This window comes from Photobacterium sp. Alg240-V54 (genome assembly GCF_900537155.1).
Lineage (GTDB): Bacteria > Pseudomonadota > Gammaproteobacteria > Enterobacterales > Vibrionaceae > Photobacterium.
Genome location: NZ_UNRL01000003.1, coordinates 516,158 through 537,947 on the forward strand (window position 1 = coordinate 516,158; position 21,790 = coordinate 537,947).

Sequence of the window (21,790 nt, forward strand, 5' to 3'; positions counted from 1 at the left end):
GCTTACAAGGCCAAGGTCTCTAAAAAAGATAACCTAAATAATGGGGTGGCTAACGAGGCTTGAACTCGCGACAACCGGAATCACAATCCGGGACTCTACCAACTGAGCTATAGCCACCATTGTAAGTGGTCGGTGAAGAGGGATTCGAACCCCCGACCCTCTGGTCCCAAACCAGATGCGCTACCAAACTGCGCTATTCACCGACTAATTCTTTTTCTGGAACGCTGCTAGAAGGGTCAACCCTCTGGTCCGCTATTCCTAACATCAGAGATGCGCTACTAAACTGCGCTATTCACCGACTTAATTCTTTTAGAGATGTGTTATCTACTAACACCTTCTCTGATAATAACGGTTTAATAAACCACTATTATTTAAATAGTGGTCGGTGAAGAGGGATTCGAACCCCCGACCCTCTGGTCCCAAACCAGATGCGCTACCAAACTGCGCTATTCACCGACTAATTCTTTTCTGGAACGCTGATAGAAGGGTCAACCCTCTGCTCCGCTATTCCTAACATCAGAGATGCGCGACTAAACTGCGCTATTCACCGACATTTCAACACGCTATGCGTTGTTGAGGTCGCTATAATACTCGCCATTTTTATTTTAGCAACCCCTATACGGTATTTTTTTTGTAACTAAAAGATCTGTTGATTAAACAGCCTTTTTTATAGGTTATCAGTAGCGCATGTCGATTAAAATACCACCAACCATTAACTTCCTATAACAACCATAAAAAATTAATGATATATCACACGATAATGCATTAACAATATTCTATAATTAGCCAAACTTAAATATCTATAGTTCGGTATAGGTTTCCTATTTATTGGCTTTTGTTTCTCTTTCGCGTAGGTATACTGAAATTATTGGTTAATTATAGTGAGTCTTTTATGCCTAATGATGAATTGGATCTCTTTAAAGAGATGATGGCTGATATTGCGCCAATAAAACAAGATACCGTTTTAATTCAACAAAAACACCAAGTCTCAGAAGCACAACTTGCTCGACGATTAGCGGCACAAACATTAGCTAATAGTAATATTGATTATTTGTCTCTTGATCATGCCAAGATGGTCAAACCCGATGACATGATTGAGTTTAAGCGTGATGGAGTGCAATTAGCCGTATTTAAAAAGATGCGCCAAGGTAAATATGATATTCATGCGCGGTTAGATTTACATAAAAAAACATTATCTCAAGCACGAGAGGAATTATTGGCTTTTTTAAAGCAAGCCCAGCGACTAGATATTCGTACGGTGATGATTATTCATGGCAAAGGAGAGCGCACTAATCCACCAGCATTAATGAAAAGTTATATCACCACCTGGCTTGAGCAGATTTCAGATGTACTGTGTTTCCACTCAGCTCAACGTCAACACGGTGGCACAGGTGCACTTTACGTTATGATTAAAAAGAGCGCCGAAAAAAAACAACAAACACGTGATCGGCATTTAAATCACCGTGAAGCTTAAATAAACCTCGGGAATATATCACAAAATATTGATTGATAACGCAAATAACCCTTCTCACCCTAAATATAACCCATAACTAAAATGGTAAGATAAATATATCCTAGGGTTAAATTGTTTTGAATTTATTTATCATACAATTCAAGTAGAGTCGCCGCCCGAGGAGATTACTAATGAATTCAGAAATACGTCCAATGTTGCTAATGCTAGTATCTACATTTAGCTTATCAGTAACAGGATTAGTCGCTAAATTGCTAACCCACAGTTTTGACCCGGCATGGCTATGCTTTTTCCGCTTGTTATTCCCAGCTATTCTTGCATTCTGGTTAATGATGATCACTAAATGGTCACAACCTAATAAACAAGCGTGGAGCGGTTTAATTGTTCGCGGTATTTGTATTACTGGTAGCCAACTGTGTTTTCTTGCATCAATTAAATACCTAAGTCTTGTTGAAGCGGTTGTTTTATTTGGTACTAGTCCTTTATTTGTCCCTATTTTAGAGCGTATATTTTTTAAAACACCGATCAAACGCCTTATTATTATTAATTTAGGCATTACCTTTACAGGATTACTATTCATTGCTGGTAATCTTGAACAAATGAAGTTTGGCGGCAGTTTATTGTTAGGCTTAGCCGGTGGTATTTTTAATGCTGGCTCACAAGTGGCAATGTACCGTTCAAGTAAAAGTAACCTGACTCCTGTCGGTGTGAGTGCGTGGAGCTTTATTGTTGCTTCCGTCTTTTTGATACCCTTTTTAATATTCTCGCCAATTACTACCGCAGTAGAGTGGCATACATTAACGGGTTGGCAGCATCCTTTATTATTACTATTAATCTTTATGGCGGTATGTACGATTAATACCCAAGTTTTCCGTGCTAAAGCTTATCAATTAGCAGAATCGGGCTCACAATTAGCACCGATTATTTTTACTAATTTAATTTTCTCAGCTATTTGGCAATTTATATTTTTTAACCACCCAATGCCATGGAATAAAATGGTCGGTGTAGGATTAATTATATTAGCAACAATCCTTAATACCTTTGTCCCTATTTGGTTACGGAAAAAAAGACATCAACCCAATGAATAAAAAATAGCCGAACTGAGTTCGGCTATTTTTTATGCGTTTTTTACCACTAAGCTAACCACACCACTCGACACGCTAATCCAAGTAACACAACGCCAGATAAACGATCGATCAATTGTGCTTTGGTTCTTAATGCTGTTAACACTTTTGGATAAGATAAAATAGATGCAATTAATGTGTACCATAATCCATCCACCAGTAGTGGTGTTGCAATAATGATCGCCTTTGATGATGCTTCATTACCAGCAGCAACAAACTGACTAAATAGCGCTAAGAAAAATAATGCTAACTTAGGGTTAAATAAAGAGATCATCACCCCATCACGTGCAGCTTCAAGTAATGTACTAGCTTGCCCTTGTGCCAATTTTGCAGCCACACCGCCTTTAGAACGTAACGCATTAAATCCTAGATACGCTAAATATCCTGCGCCCACATAACTTATACTGCTAAATAGCAGTGGTGATTGATGCAATATTGCCGCTAGACCAAGTAACGTTAATAAGGCATAAAACCCAACCCCACAAGCATGCGCCCACGCGGTGACGATCCCATGCCAACGTCCTCCCGATAAACTATGTTTAGCAACAACAGCTAAACTAGGTCCCGGTGACATCGCCCCTAGCAAACAAATCGCTAATAAAGACAGCCAAAGGCTAAGTGTCATCGTTAACTCCTTTTATCAATGACGATATAAACATCTTTGTCTTGGTTAATCGTGTTTAGCAATCGTTGCAAACTTAGCGCTAGTGAGTGTCGCTAAATCTTTCGCTGCAAGCTCTATTTCTAAACCTCGGCGTCCAGCACTTACGCAAATGGTTTCAAATTGCTCAGCACTACTATCAATAAAGGTTGGTAAGCGTTTTTTCTGTCCAAGAGGGCTAATACCGCCAACAATATAACCCGTCACTTTTTCCGCCAATTTTGGATCGGCCATCTCCGCTTTTTTTCCAGCAGCCGCTTTTGCTGCTGCTTTCAAATCGAGCATGCCCGCCACAGGCACCACAGCAACGGCTAAATTTTTAGGATCACCATTTAGAGCAAATAATAATGTTTTAAACACACGATGAGGATCTAAGCCTAATATTTCAGCAGCTTCATGACCAAAGTTGTTATTAGCCGGATCATGTTCATATTGGTGAACTTGAAATTCAATCTTATTTTTTTTTGCTAATTTAATTGCTGGAGTCATTATATTTATCTCTACAACATAGCGTCAATCAAACAGCTGTAATTAGCTCCCCTTTATATCCACCATAGACAAAGAAGCTAACCACATCTGTTTACCAAAACAGAACTATATACCGAGATATATTTTTTAAAAAGAACAAAAAAAACGGCGCTGAAAATTCAGCGCCGCAAATACAATAGACCTGTCGCAAGACTGGTTATTTATAAGTAATTTCACCTTTTGGAGCAAAGCGATTTACATCAATTGGGCTGTTGGTTTGCAAATACTCTTTTAGCACTTCAGCATCAACAAATCCGGTATTGACATAGCCAGGATGGTTGTTTACTTTTGGATAACCATCACCACCAGCAGCATTAAAACTCGGCACCGTAAAGCGGTAGGTTTTATCCATCATTAATGGCTTACCGCCAACCTTTACATTATTCACTTTACCATTGGCAACAGTCATTGCGATGCCATAAAACTGCGCATAAGCACCAGAATCAATTGGCTTGGTTGCGACTACGTTCAAATAATCAAGGATCTCTTTACCTGACATATCAATATAGGTCACGATATTGCCAAATGGCTGCACAATGAGCACATCTTTATAAGTAATATCGCCACCATTAATCGAATCACGTACACCGCCAGAGTTCATCACTGCAAAATCAGCTTTAGCGCGTTCCATATGTGAAGCCGCAATTAAACGTCCTAAGTTGGTTTGCTGAAAACGCACCACATTACGATCACCTTCTAACTTACCGTTAGACTCTGCAATTTTAACCGTTAATTGCTCTTGGCCTTTTTCTTGATAAGGTGTTAAAAACGACAACACTTCTGGATTTTGTTGAATCTCACTCTGAATAAAGACTCGCTGTTGGCTGCCATCCGCTAATTTGATTTTCTTCTTTAGGTTTACTGGAATCAGATCATAGCTAACCAGATTTAACTCACCATTTTGGAATTCAAAATCAGCACGACCTACATATTTCCCCCACTCATGGGCTTGTACAATCCAGGTGCCGTTTTGTTGATCTGGCGTACACTTGTCACCAGGTTTAAAATCACTGTTATTTTTATTTAGTCCTTCCATACACACGGGTTCTTGCGAGTGACCACCAACAATCATATCAAGATCGCCTGCTGGCATGTAACGCGCTAATGCCACATCACCAGGCGCATTAATACCGCGCTGACCATCTTCATAATGGCCCATATGGGTTGCTGCAATAATCACATCAGGCTTTTCATTGGCTTCTAGTTCAGCAATCACTTGTTTTGCTTCTACTTTAGGATCGCGGAATTCAATTTCACCAATATATTCAGGATTACCTATTTTTGCGGTATCTTCAGTGGTTAAACCGATAACCGCAATTTTAATCCCTTGCTGCTCAAAAATTTGATATGGCTGAAATAAACGTTTTCCCGTATTTTTATCGTAAATATTGGCTGATAACATTGGGAAATTAGCCCATTGTTGTTGCTTACGTAATACATCGAGTGGGTTATCAAACTCATGGTTACCTAATGCCATGGCATCGTAACCTAGCATGTTCATGCCTTTAAAATCAGGTTCAGCGTCTTGCAAATCAGACTCAGGCACACCAGTATTAATATCACCACCAGAAAGTAATAATGTTGTCCCCCCCTCAGCCTTCACTTCTGCACGAATACTATCTAATAATGTTTTTCGTGCTGCCATACCGTACTCACCATTTTGGTTTTGCCAAAAACGGCCATGGTTATCATTGGTATGTAGAATAGTAATACGATAGGTTTTATCTGCATTCCATTTAGGTGAGGTATCATCTGTCGGTGTTGCACAACCAGAAAGTACAGCCAGAAGAGCAGCAGTTAATGCTGTCTTAGCAAATAAACGTTGCTTCATGTTATCCACCTTAATGATTTTAATCGACGATACCGACCATGTTTTAATATTTATATGGCTGAATCGAGTCAGATTTATGCGTAAAAATAGTGTTATTTAATGAAATAATCTTACTAAATAACCGTTTCAAAATAATCGCGCTCAGTGTAGGTGAATCAAAAGCCTGTACTTGTTTAACGTCACAATTCTGCAACCAAGATCACCGTTACAACATTAAAAACAAATCATTGATCACAAACCATAAAAAAAGCTCGATCATAATCGAGCTTTTTGAAAAAATATTGTGAGTATTCAACAACTAAAAATAATCATTTATGAATTAAAAGACTTTCTCAAATTTAGTCGTTGAGCGGCGAATAAAAATCGCGATTAAGGCCGAAATGGCCAAAAAGAAACAATAGTAAGAATGAGAAACGATTTCTAGTGGCGATAATTTAAATACCGACCCTAATAATAATGCTTGAGCACCGTAAGGTAATACACCTTGCACCACACAAGAGAAGATATCCAATAAGCTTGCCGAGCGACGAGCGGTGACATTATTCTCTTGCGCTAACTCACGCGCCACGCCACCTGACACAATAATTGCGACAGTATTATTAGCAGTACAACAGTTAGTTAGACTCACTAAGCTCGCAATACCTAATTCACTGGCGCGAGAATTTTCTGAGGCATTATGTTTTGAGCTGAATTTACCAATCACACGGCTAATTAACTGGGTTAAAAATGCTAAACCACCCTGTTGACGCATTAATTCACTCACACCACCAATCAACATTGATAGTAAGAAGATTTCTTGCATATTGCCAAAGCCGCTGTAAATATCTTTACCAAATGTCGTTAAGCTATAGCTATCAATTGAAAATAAACCCACACCACCCGCAAGAACGATACCTAAACTCAACACCACAAAAACATTTACCCCAGACACAGCAAGAATAAGGATCGTGATATAAGGTAATACTTTTAACCATTCAATTGGATTTGCTGCAGGTAAGGTTGTTACTGAACTGCTAAAAGCAAACAACAGCATAGTGACAACAGCGGCAGGTAAAGCAATTTTAATGTTCTCACGGAATTTATCTTTCATCTGACAACCTTGAGAGCGGGTTGCAGCAATCGTTGTATCAGAAATAATCGATAAGTTATCACCAAACATCGCACCACTTAATACCACACCAGCGGTTAACGCAACATCCATTCCAGCAGCTTGAGCAATACCTAATGCAACTGGCGCTACCGCCGCAATCGTACCCATTGAGGTACCCATTGAAGTTGCAATAAAAGCAGAGATTATAAAAATCCCCGGTAAAATCATGCTTGCAGGCAATATTGCCATACCAAGGTTTACCGTCGCATCAACCCCACCCGATGCTTTCGCAACGGCTGCAAATGCACCAGCAAGTAAATAGATCATACACATCGCAATAATGTCATTATGACCAACACCACGAATAAACTGCTCTATGGCTTTATTTAATTTTTCTTTACTGAGAATAATTGCCAAAATAACCGCAGGTAATGCTGCAACAGGCGACGGTAATTGATAAAAAGCGAAATCGACCCCTTGGTAAGTCAGGTAACTACCGACACCAATAAATAAGGCAAGAAAGACCCCCAATGGCAGCAATGCCAATGCTGAAGGTGTAATTGATGATGTATTGGTTGAGTTTGACATGCTGATAATGAATATCTATTTTAGAATTTCCCCTAGGTTAATGGGATGTGTCACGAGTGTCAACATCTAGACGTCTAAACATCCATATGCACATTGCTTAATCGCTCTTTATAAGTATCTAAAACAACCTTTAACTGTCAATTTAATGGCGTTAAACACCACCGCAACCGTCAATAAAAAGTAAAAATATATCAATATGTTAGCGACTTAAAAATAAACTACTCACTAATCAATGAATCAATTGTAATGCAAGTTATAATTTGCTCTCATAGGGTATATTTTGACTCCTGAGATGGACCTATGCAGCTTTCCCTCAAACAAAAATTGATCATGGCTAGCGTATCGGCAGTCGTCGTCATGGCAACAGCATTAACATGGCTGGCCGCCAAGCAACTTGATAACGAAACCCATGCCAATACTAATCAACGAGCACGCAGTATTGCCTCAACTGCTACTATCGGCATTGCTGATTGGATGGATATTCGCCGTTCAATTACTCAATCTTTTAGTAGTTATTATGACCAACCGAATAATGTGATGTTTTTAGAACAAGCACGTAAAAGCGGTGGCTTTGATGATATTTATTTCGGCAGTGCTGCAGGTAGCACCACGAGTTCTGATGCTACTCGTAATTTATCTCAAATAGACCCACGTACACGTCCTTGGTATCGTGATGCTCAAACAGCAGGCAAACAAATTATTACCCCTGCTTATCAAGATGCTATCACTAACGCACTATTAATCACGATTGCACAGCCACTAACCAATAACGGTCAACAGCTTGGTGTGGTTGGCGCGGATGTCTTGATAGATCAACTGATTAATGATGTTATCAGCCTCAATGTCGGTCAAAATGCCATTGCGATGCTGATTAACAAACAAGATAACCGTTTTCTTGCACACCCAAATAAACAATTATTACTCAAGCCATTAGCGCAATACAGCAATCAGCTCACCATGGGCAATATTGAACAGCAAATAGCGACCAATAAAGCTCTGCACTTAACCATTAATGGCCAACAAAAAGTGCTTTATTTTGAGAATATTCCAAATACAGAATGGGTATTAGCGTTAGAAATGGATCTGGCGACAGAAGAAGCTAGCTATTATACCGCGCTTAAACAATTGATCATCACAGCGTTCATCATAACGTTATGCGTTATTATTGCTCTGACACTGTTAGTTAACCTGTTATTCCGTGATCTTAACCGAGTTTCTGCCGCATTAGCTGAAATTGCTAACGGTGAAGGTGATTTAACCCGCCGCCTTGAGCCGCATAGTAATGATGAAGTGGGTCAATTAGCCCACAACTTCAACTCATTTGTAAGTAACTTACATAGCATGCTGATCCGTTTAAGCCATGTTTCAAGTACGCTCAGCCAGCAATCGCATATCACCGCCTCTCAAGCAGAAGAACGCAGTACTCGAATTCAATTTCAACAAGATGAAATTAATATGGTCGCAACAGCGATTAATGAAATGGCTGCCGCAACCCATGAGATAGCATCAAACGCAGAAAACACCGCTCGCACCTCAGAAGAAACCGTTATCGCTTCTGGACATGGCACCACTCAAGTGAATCAAAGCCAACAATCAATTACTAGCCTTGCTCAAGAAGTTGAAACGGCGACTGGTGTTATCAGTGCATTAAACAGCCACGCGCAAAGTATTAATACTATTCTTTCGACCATTCAAGGTATTGCTGAGCAAACCAATTTGCTCGCGCTTAATGCTGCGATTGAAGCCGCGCGTGCTGGAGAACAAGGCCGAGGATTTGCGGTGGTTGCCGATGAAGTGCGAGTATTAAGTCAGCGTACTCACGCATCAACTCAAGAAATTCAACAAATGATTGAAACCTTACAGCAAACAACAGGTCAAGCAGTAGGCATAATGGAAGATAGCCGCCACTTAGCTGAAACCAGCGTTGATGATGCTAACTCAGCCTCAGCGAGCTTGTCGCAAATCACTACCGCGGTGAATAACATCAGTGATATGGCAACCCAAATAGCGTCTGCCGCAGAAGAGCAATCATCAGTAACATCAGAAATTACTCGCAACACCGAGGGGATTCGTGATGTTTCAAATGAATTAGCTGTTGAGGCCAGCGAAGCTGCCAAACAAGCGGCGGAGTTATCGACGTTATCGTATGAATTACAGCAAGAGATCAACCGCTTTAAACTGTAATAATAACGCGATAATCACCCTCTAAAAATAAGGCTTGCATCTCTATTGTCTATATAAGTAGACATTAACAGGAGCAAGCCTTTATTTATCTGCAGTACTATTTAACCATGTTAAACACAATCGCGCCGACCGCTAAACACCCCATCACTAAGATGAAATATGTGCTTAGTTTACCACGGTAGATTTTCAGACTTTCAATGTGATACACCGCTAGCATTGGCATCAAAAATAAAATCATCGCAATCACAGGCCCAGAAAAAGCCTCCATCATGCCTAAAATACTTGGGTTCATTACCGAAGCAAACCAAATACTAATAAACATCAGTACCACACCGATCTTATCGATGGTTTTAATTGGTAATGAGGTTTGTTTAGCCACTAGACCATTAAAGCTTTCACGTGCCCCCATAAAATGACCTAAAAACGATGATGTAATCGCAATAAAGGCAATTAAAGGCCCCAGAATCATAATAAAGTGACTATCTTCGACATTGGCTAAATACGATAACACTGACACATTATCGACTTTTGCTTGTTGCAGCTGTGCTGGTGTTAGGCTCAAGACACATGAAAAAACAAAAAATAATACGAATGCAATTAGCATCACAGAAGTACGTTTTAAAATAGTCTCTGATTTAGTATGGGCATGATGGCCATATTGACGTCGCTGAGCATTAACAAACCCAGACACGACAGGTGTATAACTAAATGCAAACACTACTACTGGAATCGCTAACCATAACGAAGCACTTAAATCACCAACACTTTGATTAAGGCTAAAATTAGGCATGTGCCAGCTTGGAATTAGATAAATTGAAATGCCAGCCAAAATAAACGTTAGCGGATACACGATCATGCCAAATACGCGTAGCATGGTTTTTTCACCAGCCAGCATGATCGCTATCATACCAAACACTAAACAACCTGAAAGTATCACTCGAGACGGCGCAGCCATACCGAGTTGATGCACCATAAAACTATCAACGGTATTGGTTAAACCAACACCATAAATCAACAAAATGGGAAAAATAGATAAGAAGTATAATAAAGAGATTAAACGCCCATAACGCTGACCAAAGTGCTCTTCAACCACATCAGTAAAATCAGCATTAGGCTGTTTAGAAGATAAAACAAATCGAGCCAATCCGCGGTGAGCCCAAAATGTCATCGGTCCGGCAAGCAGCGCCATAATAACTAATGACCAAAAACCACCAGAACCAATATTAATCGGTAAAAATAAAATACCAGCACCAACAGATGTACCAAAGAGGCTCAACATCCAACTGGTATCATGTTTGGTCCAACTTGCGGAGACGGTTTTTGCTTCGAGAGCGGAAAGATCTTGTGATATCGACACGGTAACTCACTACGACTAATAAAACTTAGCGGTAGTATGAAACGACCAGTGCCAAGACTCAAAAAAAAAGTGACACAGATCACCCTGAATTTTATAATTCCAATAAAGCATAACAACTAAAAAACAGCCAACTTACAAAGTATTACACCAGAAATTAGCACTTAAATCAGAATAAAAAACCAAATTTTACAATTAAACAATTTTTCCTATTTCGTATGCTTTTCACACAAAAAAGCCCTATAAATAGAATTCATAGGGCTTAATGTATCTCAACAACGTTAATTAGTTGATTTCAATCGGAGCAAAACTCTTAATTAAGTCATCAAGTTGCTTAATCTGTGCAAGGAATGGTTCTAGCTTATCTAATGGGAAAGCTGATGGGCCATCACAACGTGCTAAATCTGGCGTTGGATGTGCTTCCATAAATAAACCAGCAATGCCAGTTGCAATACCAGAGCGTGCAAGATCAATAGTTTGCTCACGACGACCGCCTGATGCTGCACCAAGTGGATCACGGCATTGAAGCGCATGGGTTACATCAAAAATGATTGGGCTACCGTTTGACGCTTTTTTCATTACATCAAAGCCAAGCATATCAACCACAAGATTATCATAACCGTGTAATACACCACGTTCACATAGAATCACATTGTGGTTATCACACTCAGCAAACTTCTCAACAATGTTACCCACTTGGCCTGGGCTCATAAACTGTGGTTTTTTCACATTAATCACAGCACCAGTTTTAGCCATCGCTGCAACAAGATCAGTTTGGCGAGCAAGAAAAGCCGGTAATTGAATCACATCAACCACATCAGCAACAACTTGAGCTTGTTCTTTTTCATGAATATCTGTAATGATTTTCACACCAAAGGTGTCTTTTAATTCTTGGAAGATTTTTAAACCTTCTTCTAAACCAGGGCCACGGTATGAACGTACAGATGAACGGTTTGCTTTATCAAAAGACGCTTTAAATACGAAAGGAATACCCAGTTTATTGGTTACTTCTACGTAGTGCTCACAGATTTCCATTGCTAAGTCGCGCGACTCTAGCACGTTCATGCCACCAAAAAGAACAAATGGCTTATCGTTAGCAACGTCAATATCACCAACACGAACAATTTTTTGTTGCATCATATTTATCTTCTCATCTAGTGCAAGGTAAGAGGCTCTTCGGACAGAGCATCTACTTGAAGTTTAAGCAAATCTGCAGCAGGATCTTCTGGGCATTGTTCTATAAAATAAGAATAATCAACCGCTGCTGCATGAAGGCAATCAAGTTGCTGGTAAATATAACCGCGATCACGGATTTCATGCGGATCACCTGGGTTTAATGCTAAGGCTAAATCACTACAACGCAATGCATCTGTAAATTGTTCTTCACGCAATAACGCACTTTTCATCACTGTTAACCAGCGCGATAAAATGACATTATTTTGCTGTGCATCAAGAAATTCAGGCTTAAATTCAGCAAATGGACCACGATGGCCAATCAACCAACTCCGCAAAATATGGACACTCACAAATTCACCATCAAAAGGATTAATATATTGAATTTCCTCTTGTGACCATATCACTTTCAATAAAAACTGGGTTGGAAAACCTACATTTTCAACTGGCAATTCAAGGTGTTTGGCTAAGTAAAGCAAGATAGCCCCTAAGCTGACAGGGATCCCTTTGCGGCGCTCTAATACTTTATCTAGAAAAGCATTATCAGATGAAAAGTATTGCTGTTGATCACCTTGAAAGCCCCATTCATGATAAAAAAGTCGTAACAAACCCTCAAGACGCAGACGAGGATTAAGCTCGTGCATCAGTGTTTGTTCTGCTTCTTGCGCAAGTTGAGTCAAACGCAATTGTACCCATGTCGCAGGAAAATCAATGTCGACCTCAGCCATGAAAGCAATCGCTCCATCAACCAACGGCATCTGATTAAGATCTTGTTCATTAAATGGCATCATGATATTACTCTCACTAGCCCAAGATAGGCGTTTTAGTGATCGCTAATTGTGCAGCCAATACTAACCACCCAATCGCACCTAAGAAGGCAAATGTCTTAAATACTTTGTTTTTGCCATGATGAAGGGTGAAATAGCCTAATGCGATATATGCCAATACGCAGGTTAACTTCTCAGTCAGCCAACCATTTCCAGCGGTGAATGGCATAAATCCAGTAATAAAAATTAACGCCACACCAGAAGCAAGCATGATCGTATCAATGACATGAGGAGTTATTTTAAAGAATTTTTTATTCATCATTGTTGAGTTTGCCATCACCATTATATAGCGAATAACAAACAGTAATACGCTTAACGCAATTGCGGTAAGGTGAATATGTTTCATTGCCATGTACATCATTACGAATGATCTCCTAGCCAGCACCCCATCGTTACTCGATCGAGCCCAGCATAATCTTGACTTGTTGATACCTGTACGTAACCTAATTGCTCAAGAATAGCTCGAACGGCAACGCCTTGTTCAAAACCATGCTCCATGAGTAACCAACCACCAGGCAATAAATATTGACGTCCATCTTGACTAATAATACGAATATCGGCGAGCCCATTATCACTCGCAACTAACGCACTTTTAGGTTCAAAGCGAACATCACCTTCAATAAGATGCGGATCGGCTTCATCTATATAAGGCGGATTACTCACAATGACGGCAAATTGAGGCTGCTGATCAAGAGGACTATACCAACTGCCTGCTAAAAATCGGCTATTGGTCATATTGAGTCGCAGGCTATTTTCTGTCGCTAATGCCACCGCTTCTGGACGTAAGTCAATTCCCGTAACAGTAATATCTTTGCGTTCAGAGGCTATCGCCAATGCAATTGCACCCGTGCCAGTTCCTAAATCAAGTACCTGACATGCGGTTGCTGGTATTTTTTCAAGGGCTAATTCAACCAGTCTTTCAGTATCAGGGCGAGGAATTAATGTCGACGGTGACACTTTTAACGGCAGTGACCAAAACTCACGCTCACCAACGATATAAGCAATCGGCTCACCTGCAATTCGACGGGCTAACAATGCTGAAAAAGTCGCAAATTGCGCCTCATCAAGCTGCTTTTCCGGCCAAGTTAACAAGTAACTACGTGGCTTATCTAATACATGACATAACAATACAACACTGTCTAACTGCGGACTATTAGAGCCCGCAGTCGCAAGTTGTGCATTGGTCTGTTGTAATAAACATTCAATGCTACGTGGCATTAGTTTTGCTCAGCCATCGCTGCAAGTTGATCCGCTTGATATTCAGTAAATACCGGTTGAATCAATGCATCTAAATCACCTTCCATCACTTCATTTAGACGGTAAAGTGTTAGCGTAATACGGTGGTCTGATACACGACCTTGTGGGTAGTTGTAAGTACGAATACGGTCAGAACGATCACCTGAACCTAACAAGTTACGACGGGTACTTGCTTCAGCTTCGTGACGACGCTCTTCTTCTGCTTTGATGATACGCGCAGCTAACACTGACATCGCTTTCGCTTTGTTTTTATGCTGCGAACGTTCATCTTGGCACTCAACCACAATACCCGTTGGTAAGTGAGTAATACGAATAGCTGAGTCGGTGGTGTTAACGTGCTGACCACCCGCGCCTGATGAACGGAAAGTATCAATACGTAAATCACCCGCATTAATTTCTGGAATTTCAGCTTCTGGAATTTCAGGTAAAATCGCGATAGTACAAGCAGAGGTATGAACACGGCCTTGAGATTCAGTTGCTGGAACACGCTGTACGCGGTGACCGCCTGATTCAAATTTTAGAACGCCATAAGCACCATCGCCATTCACTTTAGCGATCATTTCTTTATAGCCGCCTTGCTCTGAACGGTTCTCACTAATGATCTCCATACGCCAACCGCGACGTTCAGCATATTTGCTGTACATACGGAACAAATCACCGGCAAAAATACCCGCTTCATCACCACCTGCACCAGCACGGATTTCGACAAAACAGTTACGATCATCATTTGGATCTTTTGGAATCAATAATAGTTGTAACTCATCGGCTAAACGTTCAATTTCAGCCTTAGCATCTTTGATTTCTTCTTGCGCCATTTCGCGCATTTCAGCGTCATCTTCTTGTGCCATTTCTTCTGCAGCTTCAAGATTTTCTTGCGCTTGTTGGTACGCTTGGAAACTCTTCGTCACTTCTTCAAGCTGAGAGTATTCTTTTGATAGTGCACGAAATCGGTTTTGATCACTAAGGACACTGGGATCACCCAGTAGGTGTTGAACTTCTTCGTAACGTTCAACCAGCGTTTCTAATTTAACTAAAATTGATTGCTTCATAATCTTCTAATTAAGTGCGGAGTAACGGCCAAAGCCATCAACTGCTAATCGTTATAGGAATCCAGCCCGAGTGCTTCACGGATCACAACCAATTTGTCAGATTCACCATCTTTGGCAACCTGCTGCATGGCTTTTGTCGGGGCATGGATAAGCTTATTGGTTAGTTTATTGCTCAATTCTACCAAGGCTCGTTCAGGATCGGTACCATTGGCGATTGCTTGTAAGCTGCGTTGTAACAGCTCATTTTTTATTGCTTCGGCATATTGACGATAATCACGGATACTATCGACCGCTTCCAGTGAGCGTAGCCATTGCATAAAAGTAATACTTTCTTCAGCGATGATCGCTTCAGCTTGAATCGCAGCCACTTTACGTTGCTCACGATTTTTCTCGACAATCGAATACAGATCATCGACAGAATATAAATACACATCATTAAGATCGCCAACCTGTGATTCAATATCACGCGGTACAGCAATATCAACAAATAACATCGGCTGATGACGACGACGTTTTAAGGCCGCTTCAACCATGCCTTTACCCACAATAGGTAATGGGCTTGCTGTTGAACTAATGACGATATCGGCACAATGAAGATGATCAGGAATATCTTCTAAACCTATCACTTCAGCGCCAAACTCTCGTGCAAGATTAAGCGCACGTTCACGGGTTCTGTTGGCAACAATTAAACGGTTACACCCTTGCTCAACAGCATGACGAGCAACCAATTCAATGGTTTCCCCTGCTCCTATGAGCAACATTGTCACACCCGATAAAGCTTCAAAAATTTGTCTTGCCAACGAACATGCTGCATAAGCAATAGAAACTGCATTACCACCGATATCGGTTTCAGTACGAACCCGCTTAGCAACGGTAAATGTTTTTTGAAACAATTTTTCTAAGGTACCAACTACAGTTCCATTGTCTTTTGATTCCGAATAAGATTGCTTCACCTGTCCTAGGATTTGTGGCTCACCTAATACTAACGAATCTAACCCACACGCAACACGCATTAAATGGCGCGCCGCGGCTTGTTGTTCATGGAAGTACAGGCTTGGCATCAATTCTTCGGCTGTGATCTGATGAAATTTGGTCAACCAGTCAATAATCACACCCGGTCCTGACTGCAATAATTCACAGTAAACTTCGGTTCGGTTGCATGTAGATACAATCACCGCACTCGAAACTTCAGGATGGTTTTTAAGCTCCTGCAGTGCCAAAGACAGTTTTTCAGGAGAAAAAGCTACCTTCTCACGCAAATCAACAGAAGCTGTTTTGTGGTTGATTCCTAATGCAAGCAAGGTCATGGAAACAGTATACCCACTTCGGCAATGAAAAAATCTAAGGTGAAGATTTTACTTGATGCCATGTCGTAATAAAAGGCAACAGAGGTAATCAATCAGTAATGACACCATTTTTATCGTTTTTTAGCCACCTTATTCGTATCATTAATGGTTATAATTTGGCTTTCGATTAAATTATCGCTATTGTTTTGGCTCATTCTGATAGAGACTTCCTACGATGATATTGCGTACTCTTGCTACAAATCTCCTTTCAGCCACTGTGACATCGGTTCAAAAAAAAGCAGTGACTAACCACAGAAAAAAATGGCTACTCTCTATTTTCGCCTTATCGTTATCACTTCTTTCAGGCTGTGCACAGCAACCGGTAATCACCCATAAAGCCGATTGGTCACTTCATCAAGCTCAATTGCAACAACTTACTCGTTATCATGCTCAAGGCGTATTTGGTTACATCAGCCCTCAGCAACGGGTCACCTTAACCTTTAATTGGCAAAATAAAGCCAATGATTATCAACTCATTTTAACCAAAATGTATAAAACCATTCTTAAATTGGATGCGGCCCCTGATGCGGTCACACTTACCGATCCCGATGGTCATACTTATCATGGCACCGATGCCGCACAATTAGTGCAACAACTAACTGGTATTAATTTACCTCTTCAACAAATGCGTGATTGGTTAATCGGTCTTCCAACAGGCGCTGATCATTATCAACTCAATAAAAATGACCAAGTGGCCTTTCTCACCAAAAAAATTGATGGCCGCACTTGGGAGATGCATTACAGTAGTTACGATAATACTAAGGTACCATCGCTACCAATATTGATGACCTTAAAACAAGGCCAATTAACCATCAAAATAAAAGTCTCCACTTGGAAGATATAATAATAAGCCTTTGTTTGTTAATACTTAAAATTCACGTAATTAATGAGTCGTTTTCATGAACCACAACGCTAAATTTGATATTGCTACGCAGTGGCCGGCGCCTGCCAAACTTAACCTTTTTCTTTACATTACAGGTCAACGAGACAATGGTTATCACGATCTGCAAACCTTATTTCAGTTTGTAGATTATGGTGACACATTAACCATTACTGCTCATCAAGATAATCACATCAGCCTTACTCCAGCAATAACAGGCGTTGCCACAGAAGATAACTTAATCTACCGTGCCGCTGTTGCGCTGCGCCAAGCGGCACAAGTGGATTTTGGCGCTGACATTCATATTGATAAAATTTTACCTATGGGCGGTGGCCTAGGGGGAGGATCATCCAATGCCGCCACCACATTAGTGGCATTGAATTTTCTATGGCAAACCAATTTATCCGTTGATGAACTTGCCACTATCGGCTTAACACTTGGGGCTGATGTGCCTGTTTTTGTTCGAGGTCACAGTGCATTTGCGGAAGGTGTTGGTGAAAAATTACAACCTGCAGCACCACAAGAAAAGTGGTATTTAGTCGCAAAACCCGATATTAGCATCGCAACTGCTGAAATTTTCAACCATCCGCAATTACCTCGAAATACCAAAAAACGTAGCTTAGATGCCCTGTTACGTGATGTTTACGAAAACGATTGCGAGAAAATTGTAAGAAGTCTTAATCCTGAGGTTGATCAGGCGCTTTCATGGCTGTTAGAATATGCGCCGTCAAGATTAACTGGTACTGGCGCTTGTGTGTTTGCAGAATGTAACACCGAGCAAAATGCTAATGATATTTTGAATAATTTACCTGACTGGCTCCAGGGATTTGTCGCAAAAGGTGTTAACGTATCTCCTTTGATGACAACGCTAGCCACATATTCTATGGATTGTCAGTAATTACAACTTGGACGCAACCTGAGGTTTACACCGTGCCTGATATGAAGCTGTTTGCTGGTAACGCTACACCAGAACTAGCCCAACGCATCGCTGATCGTCTTTATATTTCATTAGGAGACGCAACGGTTGACCGTTTCTCCGATGGTGAAGTGTGTGTGCAAATTAATGAAAACGTTCGTGGTAGCGACGTCTTTATTATCCAATCAACTTGTGCACCAACCAACGACAACCTAATGGAACTGGTTGTTATGATCGATGCATTACGTCGTGCTTCTGCAGGTCGTATTACTGCTGTAATTCCATATTTCGGTTATGCACGCCAAGATCGTCGTGTACGTTCTGCTCGTGTACCAATCACTGCTAAAGTTGTTGCTGACTTCCTATCTAATGTAGGCGTTGACCGCGTATTAACGGTTGATCTACATGCTGAACAAATTCAAGGTTTCTTCGATGTTCCTGTCGATAACGTATTTGGTAGCCCAGTGCTACTTGAAGATATGTTAGCGAAAGATCTTCAAGATCCAGTGGTTGTTTCTCCTGATATCGGTGGTGTAGTACGTGCGCGTGCCATTGCTAAGCTATTAGATGATACGGATATTGCGATTATCGATAAACGCCGCCCACGTGCTAACGTTTCTCAAGTTATGCATCTAATCGGTGATGTTGAAGGCCGCGATTGTATTATCGTTGATGACATGATCGATACTGGTGGCACACTATGTAAAGCTGCTGAAGCACTAAAAGAACGCGGTGCCAAGCGTGTATTTGCTTACGCAACTCACCCAGTATTCTCTGGTAGCGCACTACAAAACATCACTGAATCTGTGATTGATGAAATCATTGTTACTGACTCAATCCCACTAACGAAAGAAATTGCAGCAACAGGTAAAGTATCAGTACTGACCTTATCTGGCATGCTAGCTGAGGCGATCCGTCGCATCAGTAACGAAGAATCAATTTCTGCTATGTTTGAACACTAATCACGTCTGATTAGAATGAGATTTTTCTTAGTAAAATTCTCAGCTAAATAAAAACCAACGCCTCGCTTTTGCGGGGCGTTTTATTTTTTGCACACTACGCCAATAGCAGATCACTGCAGAACCATATCAATTTAGCTTCGTTTGGTATAATATAGCGCGCGTTTTGAACCCGCTGATTATGCGGTTTAGCCATCATAATGGTCATAACAAAACGCTATCACTACGGCTGTATGACAAGAGAGACAAGCGTGAGTAATAATATTCGGTTACTTGTCGGCCTGGCAAATCCTGGCCAAGAGTATGCAAAAACCCGTCATAATGCTGGTGCATGGGTCGTTGAAGAACTAGCTCGAGTCCATAATGTTACCCTGCGCCCTGATCCAAAATATTTTGGTCTCACAGGCAGGATCACAACTAATGGTCAAGATCTTCGCTTGTTGATCCCAACCACATTCATGAATTTATCAGGTAAGTCTGTATCTGCATTGGCGAATTTTTTCCAAATTAAACCGGAAGAAATTTTAGTTGCCCATGACGAACTCGACTTATCTCCTGGTGTTGCCAAGTTCAAAAAAGGCGGTGGTCACGGCGGTCATAATGGCTTGCGTGATATCATTAGCAAAATGGGCAACAACAAAGATTTCTATCGCTTAAGGATTGCTATTGGCCACCCTGGTGATAAAAATAAAGTCGCTGGTTACGTGCTAGGAAAAGCACCGACCAAAGAACAAGAGCTTATCGATGCAGCGGTTGATGAATCAGTTCGTTGTATTGATGTGCTTCTAAAAGACGGCCTGAGTAAGGCACAAAATCGTCTTCATTCATTCAAGGCAGAGTAGCGCACTGGCAACAGAACTACTTCGTCGTTATAGGCTCGTGTGAGTACTATAATTGAGTTGTTACAGAATAATCACCAAAAGGGTTACAAACCATGGGTTTTAAATGCGGTATCGTAGGTCTACCAAACGTTGGTAAGTCAACACTGTTCAATGCCTTAACAAAAGCAGGTATCGAAGCAGCTAACTTCCCATTCTGTACTATCGAGCCAAATACAGGCGTTGTACCTGTACCAGATCCACGTATGGATGCATTAGCAGTATTCGTTAAACCAGAGCGTATTCTGCCTACCACAATGGAATTTGTAGATATCGCAGGCCTTGTTGCTGGCGCATCTAAAGGTGAAGGTCTTGGTAACAAGTTCCTAGCTAACATTCGTGAGACTGATGCGATTGGTCACGTTGTTCGTTGTTTTGAAAATGACAACATCGTTCACGTTGCTGGCCGTATTGACCCTCTTGAAGATATCGACATCATCAACCTTGAATTAGCAATGGCTGACCTTGATACTTGTGAGCGTGCTATTTTCCGTTTAGCAAAGCGTGCAAAAGGTGGCGACAACGATGCTAAATTCGAGATCAAAGTATTAGAAAAAATGCTGCCACTATTAACCGATGGCGGCATGCTACGTTCAATGGAACTAAGCAAAGAAGAAAAAGCAGCGATTGATTACCTGCACTTCCTAACGCTAAAGCCAACCATGTACATTGCTAACGTTAACGATGACGGTTTTGAAAATAACCCATTCCTAGACAAAGTTGTTGAGCGTGCAGCAACAGAAAACGCGATTGTTGTGCCAATTTGTGCAGCAATGGAATCTGAAATCGCTGAGCTTGATGATGAAGATCGTGAAGAGTTCCTAGCTGATATGGGTATCGAAGAGCCGGGTCTTAACCGTGTAATTCGTTCTGGTTATGAATTACTGTCATTACAAACTTATTTCACTGCTGGTGTGAAAGAAGTACGTGCTTGGACTATCCCTGTTGGCGCAACAGCACCAAAAGCAGCGGGTGTTATTCACACTGACTTTGAAAAAGGCTTTATTCGCGCTGAAGTTATCGGTTACAACGATTACATCGAATTCGGTGGCGAGTCAGGCGCTAAAGATGCAGGTAAATGGCGTCTAGAAGGTAAAGATTACGTTGTTAAAGATGGCGACGTTGTCCACTTCCGTTTCAACGTATAATTTTTTATTCAGTTATCATTGAGATAACCACGAATAAATCAATAAGCCAGCCTCGTGCTGGCTTATTTTTTATTATCTAGCGTATAAAAATAAAATCGAGTTACATCACAATTTTAATCATTAATAGCTGACAAATCAGATATCAGTTTGTGATTCGCCCACTTCGTCCAAATAACCGCCGAACAAACGTATTTTCGCCATTTATCAAAAAAAACTATTGACGGTTTTGGCTGGTATGAGCATAATGCGCCCCGTTCCCAACGAAGCGGCTCACTAAGAGCAGTGGCTGTTGGATGCAAAATGGCTACGTAGCTCAGTTGGTTAGAGCACATCACTCATAATGATGGGGTCACAGGTTCGAATCCCGTCGTAGCCACCATTTCAATTTTATTATAAGATTGAAAATCAGTGCTAGACATTGATAAAATGCGGAAGTGGCGGAATTGGTAGACGCACTAGATTTAGGTTCTAGCGCCGTAAGGTGTGAGAGTTCAAGTCTCTCCTTCCGCACCATTCTTTCAATAGA

The 21,790-nt window shown here is 40.9% G+C and carries 19 protein-coding genes and 5 tRNA genes; 10 read left to right on the forward strand and 14 right to left on the reverse strand.

Features of this window, described 5'->3' with window-relative positions; genetic code table 11:
* Positions 1-41: 41 nt before the first annotated feature.
* The 3 genes from G6R09_RS11325 to G6R09_RS11335 form a co-directional block, all read right to left on the reverse strand.
* Positions 42-117, reverse strand: a tRNA-His gene (locus G6R09_RS11325).
* Between the two features lie 9 nt (positions 118-126).
* A tRNA-Pro gene (locus G6R09_RS11330) sits at positions 127-203 on the reverse strand.
* A 176-nt stretch (positions 204-379) separates the two neighbouring features.
* A tRNA-Pro gene (locus G6R09_RS11335) sits at positions 380-456 on the reverse strand.
* Between the two features lie 436 nt (positions 457-892).
* On the opposite strand from G6R09_RS11335, the gene smrA reads away from it, so the two are divergent.
* Complete coding sequence (gene smrA, locus G6R09_RS11340; protein WP_163922467.1) at positions 893-1,474, forward strand: DNA endonuclease SmrA; 582 nt, start codon at positions 893-895, stop codon at positions 1,472-1,474.
* Between the two features lie 170 nt (positions 1,475-1,644).
* Positions 1,645-2,559 carry a DMT family transporter gene (locus tag G6R09_RS11345; protein ID WP_163922470.1) on the forward strand — a complete coding sequence of 305 codons (915 nt, stop codon included), beginning with the start codon at positions 1,645-1,647 and terminating at the stop codon, positions 2,557-2,559.
* Between the two features lie 46 nt (positions 2,560-2,605).
* On the opposite strand, the gene G6R09_RS11350 is transcribed toward G6R09_RS11345, so the two are convergent.
* The 4 genes from G6R09_RS11350 to G6R09_RS11365 form a co-directional block, all read right to left on the reverse strand.
* Positions 2,606-3,220 (reverse strand): LysE family translocator, encoded by a 615-nt coding sequence (locus G6R09_RS11350; RefSeq protein ID WP_065169030.1) that lies wholly within the window; start codon positions 3,218-3,220, stop codon positions 2,606-2,608.
* A gap of 45 nt (positions 3,221-3,265) precedes the next feature.
* On the reverse strand, positions 3,266-3,745 hold the full coding sequence (ybaK, locus tag G6R09_RS11355; protein WP_163922473.1) for a Cys-tRNA(Pro)/Cys-tRNA(Cys) deacylase YbaK: 480 nt from the start codon (positions 3,743-3,745) through the stop codon (positions 3,266-3,268).
* Between the two features lie 196 nt (positions 3,746-3,941).
* Entirely contained in the window at positions 3,942-5,615 is a 1,674-nt protein-coding gene (gene ushA / locus G6R09_RS11360) for a bifunctional UDP-sugar hydrolase/5'-nucleotidase UshA (RefSeq protein ID WP_163922475.1), read from the reverse strand.
* Between the two features lie 319 nt (positions 5,616-5,934).
* Positions 5,935-7,293, reverse strand: coding sequence for a Na+/H+ antiporter NhaC family protein (locus G6R09_RS11365; protein ID WP_065169033.1), 1,359 nt, complete (start codon positions 7,291-7,293; stop codon positions 5,935-5,937).
* A 300-nt stretch (positions 7,294-7,593) separates the two neighbouring features.
* On the opposite strand from G6R09_RS11365, the gene G6R09_RS11370 reads away from it, so the two are divergent.
* A complete protein-coding gene (locus G6R09_RS11370) occupies positions 7,594-9,477 on the forward strand; it encodes a methyl-accepting chemotaxis protein (RefSeq protein ID WP_163922478.1) in 1,884 nt (627 codons plus the stop codon).
* 97 nt (positions 9,478-9,574) lie between these two features.
* Here G6R09_RS11370 and G6R09_RS11375 read toward each other — a convergent pair whose 3' ends face one another.
* From G6R09_RS11375 to hemA, 7 genes are all read right to left on the reverse strand, one after another.
* On the reverse strand, positions 9,575-10,834 hold the full coding sequence (locus G6R09_RS11375; protein ID WP_065169035.1) for an HAAAP family serine/threonine permease: 1,260 nt from the start codon (positions 10,832-10,834) through the stop codon (positions 9,575-9,577).
* Positions 10,835-11,116: 282 nt separating this feature from the next.
* Positions 11,117-11,971 (reverse strand): 3-deoxy-8-phosphooctulonate synthase, encoded by an 855-nt coding sequence (gene kdsA / locus G6R09_RS11380; protein ID WP_065169036.1) that lies wholly within the window; start codon positions 11,969-11,971, stop codon positions 11,117-11,119.
* Between the two features lie 14 nt (positions 11,972-11,985).
* Positions 11,986-12,795 carry a SirB1 family protein gene (locus tag G6R09_RS11385; RefSeq protein WP_065169037.1) on the reverse strand — a complete coding sequence of 270 codons (810 nt, stop codon included), beginning with the start codon at positions 12,793-12,795 and terminating at the stop codon, positions 11,986-11,988.
* A gap of 13 nt (positions 12,796-12,808) precedes the next feature.
* Positions 12,809-13,189 carry a SirB2 family protein gene (locus tag G6R09_RS11390; protein WP_065169093.1) on the reverse strand — a complete coding sequence of 127 codons (381 nt, stop codon included), beginning with the start codon at positions 13,187-13,189 and terminating at the stop codon, positions 12,809-12,811.
* Between the two features lie 2 nt (positions 13,190-13,191).
* Positions 13,192-14,049, reverse strand: coding sequence for a peptide chain release factor N(5)-glutamine methyltransferase (gene prmC / locus G6R09_RS11395; protein ID WP_163922481.1), 858 nt, complete (start codon positions 14,047-14,049; stop codon positions 13,192-13,194).
* The gene (gene prfA / locus G6R09_RS11400) at positions 14,049-15,137 is read right to left on the reverse strand and encodes a peptide chain release factor 1 (RefSeq protein WP_060997418.1); all 1,089 of its coding nucleotides are present in this window, start codon (positions 15,135-15,137) and stop codon (positions 14,049-14,051) included. Before prfA ends, prmC begins: the two co-directional genes overlap by 1 nt.
* A gap of 44 nt (positions 15,138-15,181) precedes the next feature.
* Entirely contained in the window at positions 15,182-16,444 is a 1,263-nt protein-coding gene (gene hemA, locus G6R09_RS11405) for a glutamyl-tRNA reductase (protein ID WP_065169039.1), read from the reverse strand.
* Between the two features lie 214 nt (positions 16,445-16,658).
* Between hemA and lolB the strand changes: the two genes are divergently transcribed.
* The 7 genes from lolB to G6R09_RS11440 all read left to right on the forward strand — a co-directional run bounded on the left by lolB (position 16,659) and on the right by G6R09_RS11440 (position 21,777).
* A complete protein-coding gene (lolB, locus tag G6R09_RS11410) occupies positions 16,659-17,327 on the forward strand; it encodes a lipoprotein insertase outer membrane protein LolB (RefSeq protein ID WP_163922484.1) in 669 nt (222 codons plus the stop codon).
* A 55-nt stretch (positions 17,328-17,382) separates the two neighbouring features.
* Positions 17,383-18,261, forward strand: a complete 879-nt coding sequence (gene ispE, locus G6R09_RS11415; protein WP_163922487.1) for a 4-(cytidine 5'-diphospho)-2-C-methyl-D-erythritol kinase — start codon at positions 17,383-17,385, stop codon at positions 18,259-18,261.
* A 32-nt stretch (positions 18,262-18,293) separates the two neighbouring features.
* Positions 18,294-19,241: a ribose-phosphate pyrophosphokinase gene (locus G6R09_RS11420; RefSeq protein WP_036793517.1), complete on the forward strand. Its 948-nt coding sequence runs from the start codon at positions 18,294-18,296 to the stop codon at positions 19,239-19,241.
* A gap of 248 nt (positions 19,242-19,489) precedes the next feature.
* On the forward strand, positions 19,490-20,080 hold the full coding sequence (gene pth / locus G6R09_RS11425) for an aminoacyl-tRNA hydrolase (RefSeq protein ID WP_060997421.1): 591 nt from the start codon (positions 19,490-19,492) through the stop codon (positions 20,078-20,080).
* A 92-nt stretch (positions 20,081-20,172) separates the two neighbouring features.
* Complete coding sequence (ychF, locus tag G6R09_RS11430; protein WP_065176374.1) at positions 20,173-21,264, forward strand: redox-regulated ATPase YchF; 1,092 nt, start codon at positions 20,173-20,175, stop codon at positions 21,262-21,264.
* A gap of 302 nt (positions 21,265-21,566) precedes the next feature.
* Positions 21,567-21,643 (forward strand) — tRNA-Met (locus G6R09_RS11435).
* A gap of 49 nt (positions 21,644-21,692) precedes the next feature.
* A tRNA-Leu gene (locus G6R09_RS11440) sits at positions 21,693-21,777 on the forward strand.
* The last annotated feature ends 13 nt before the right edge of the window (positions 21,778-21,790 follow it).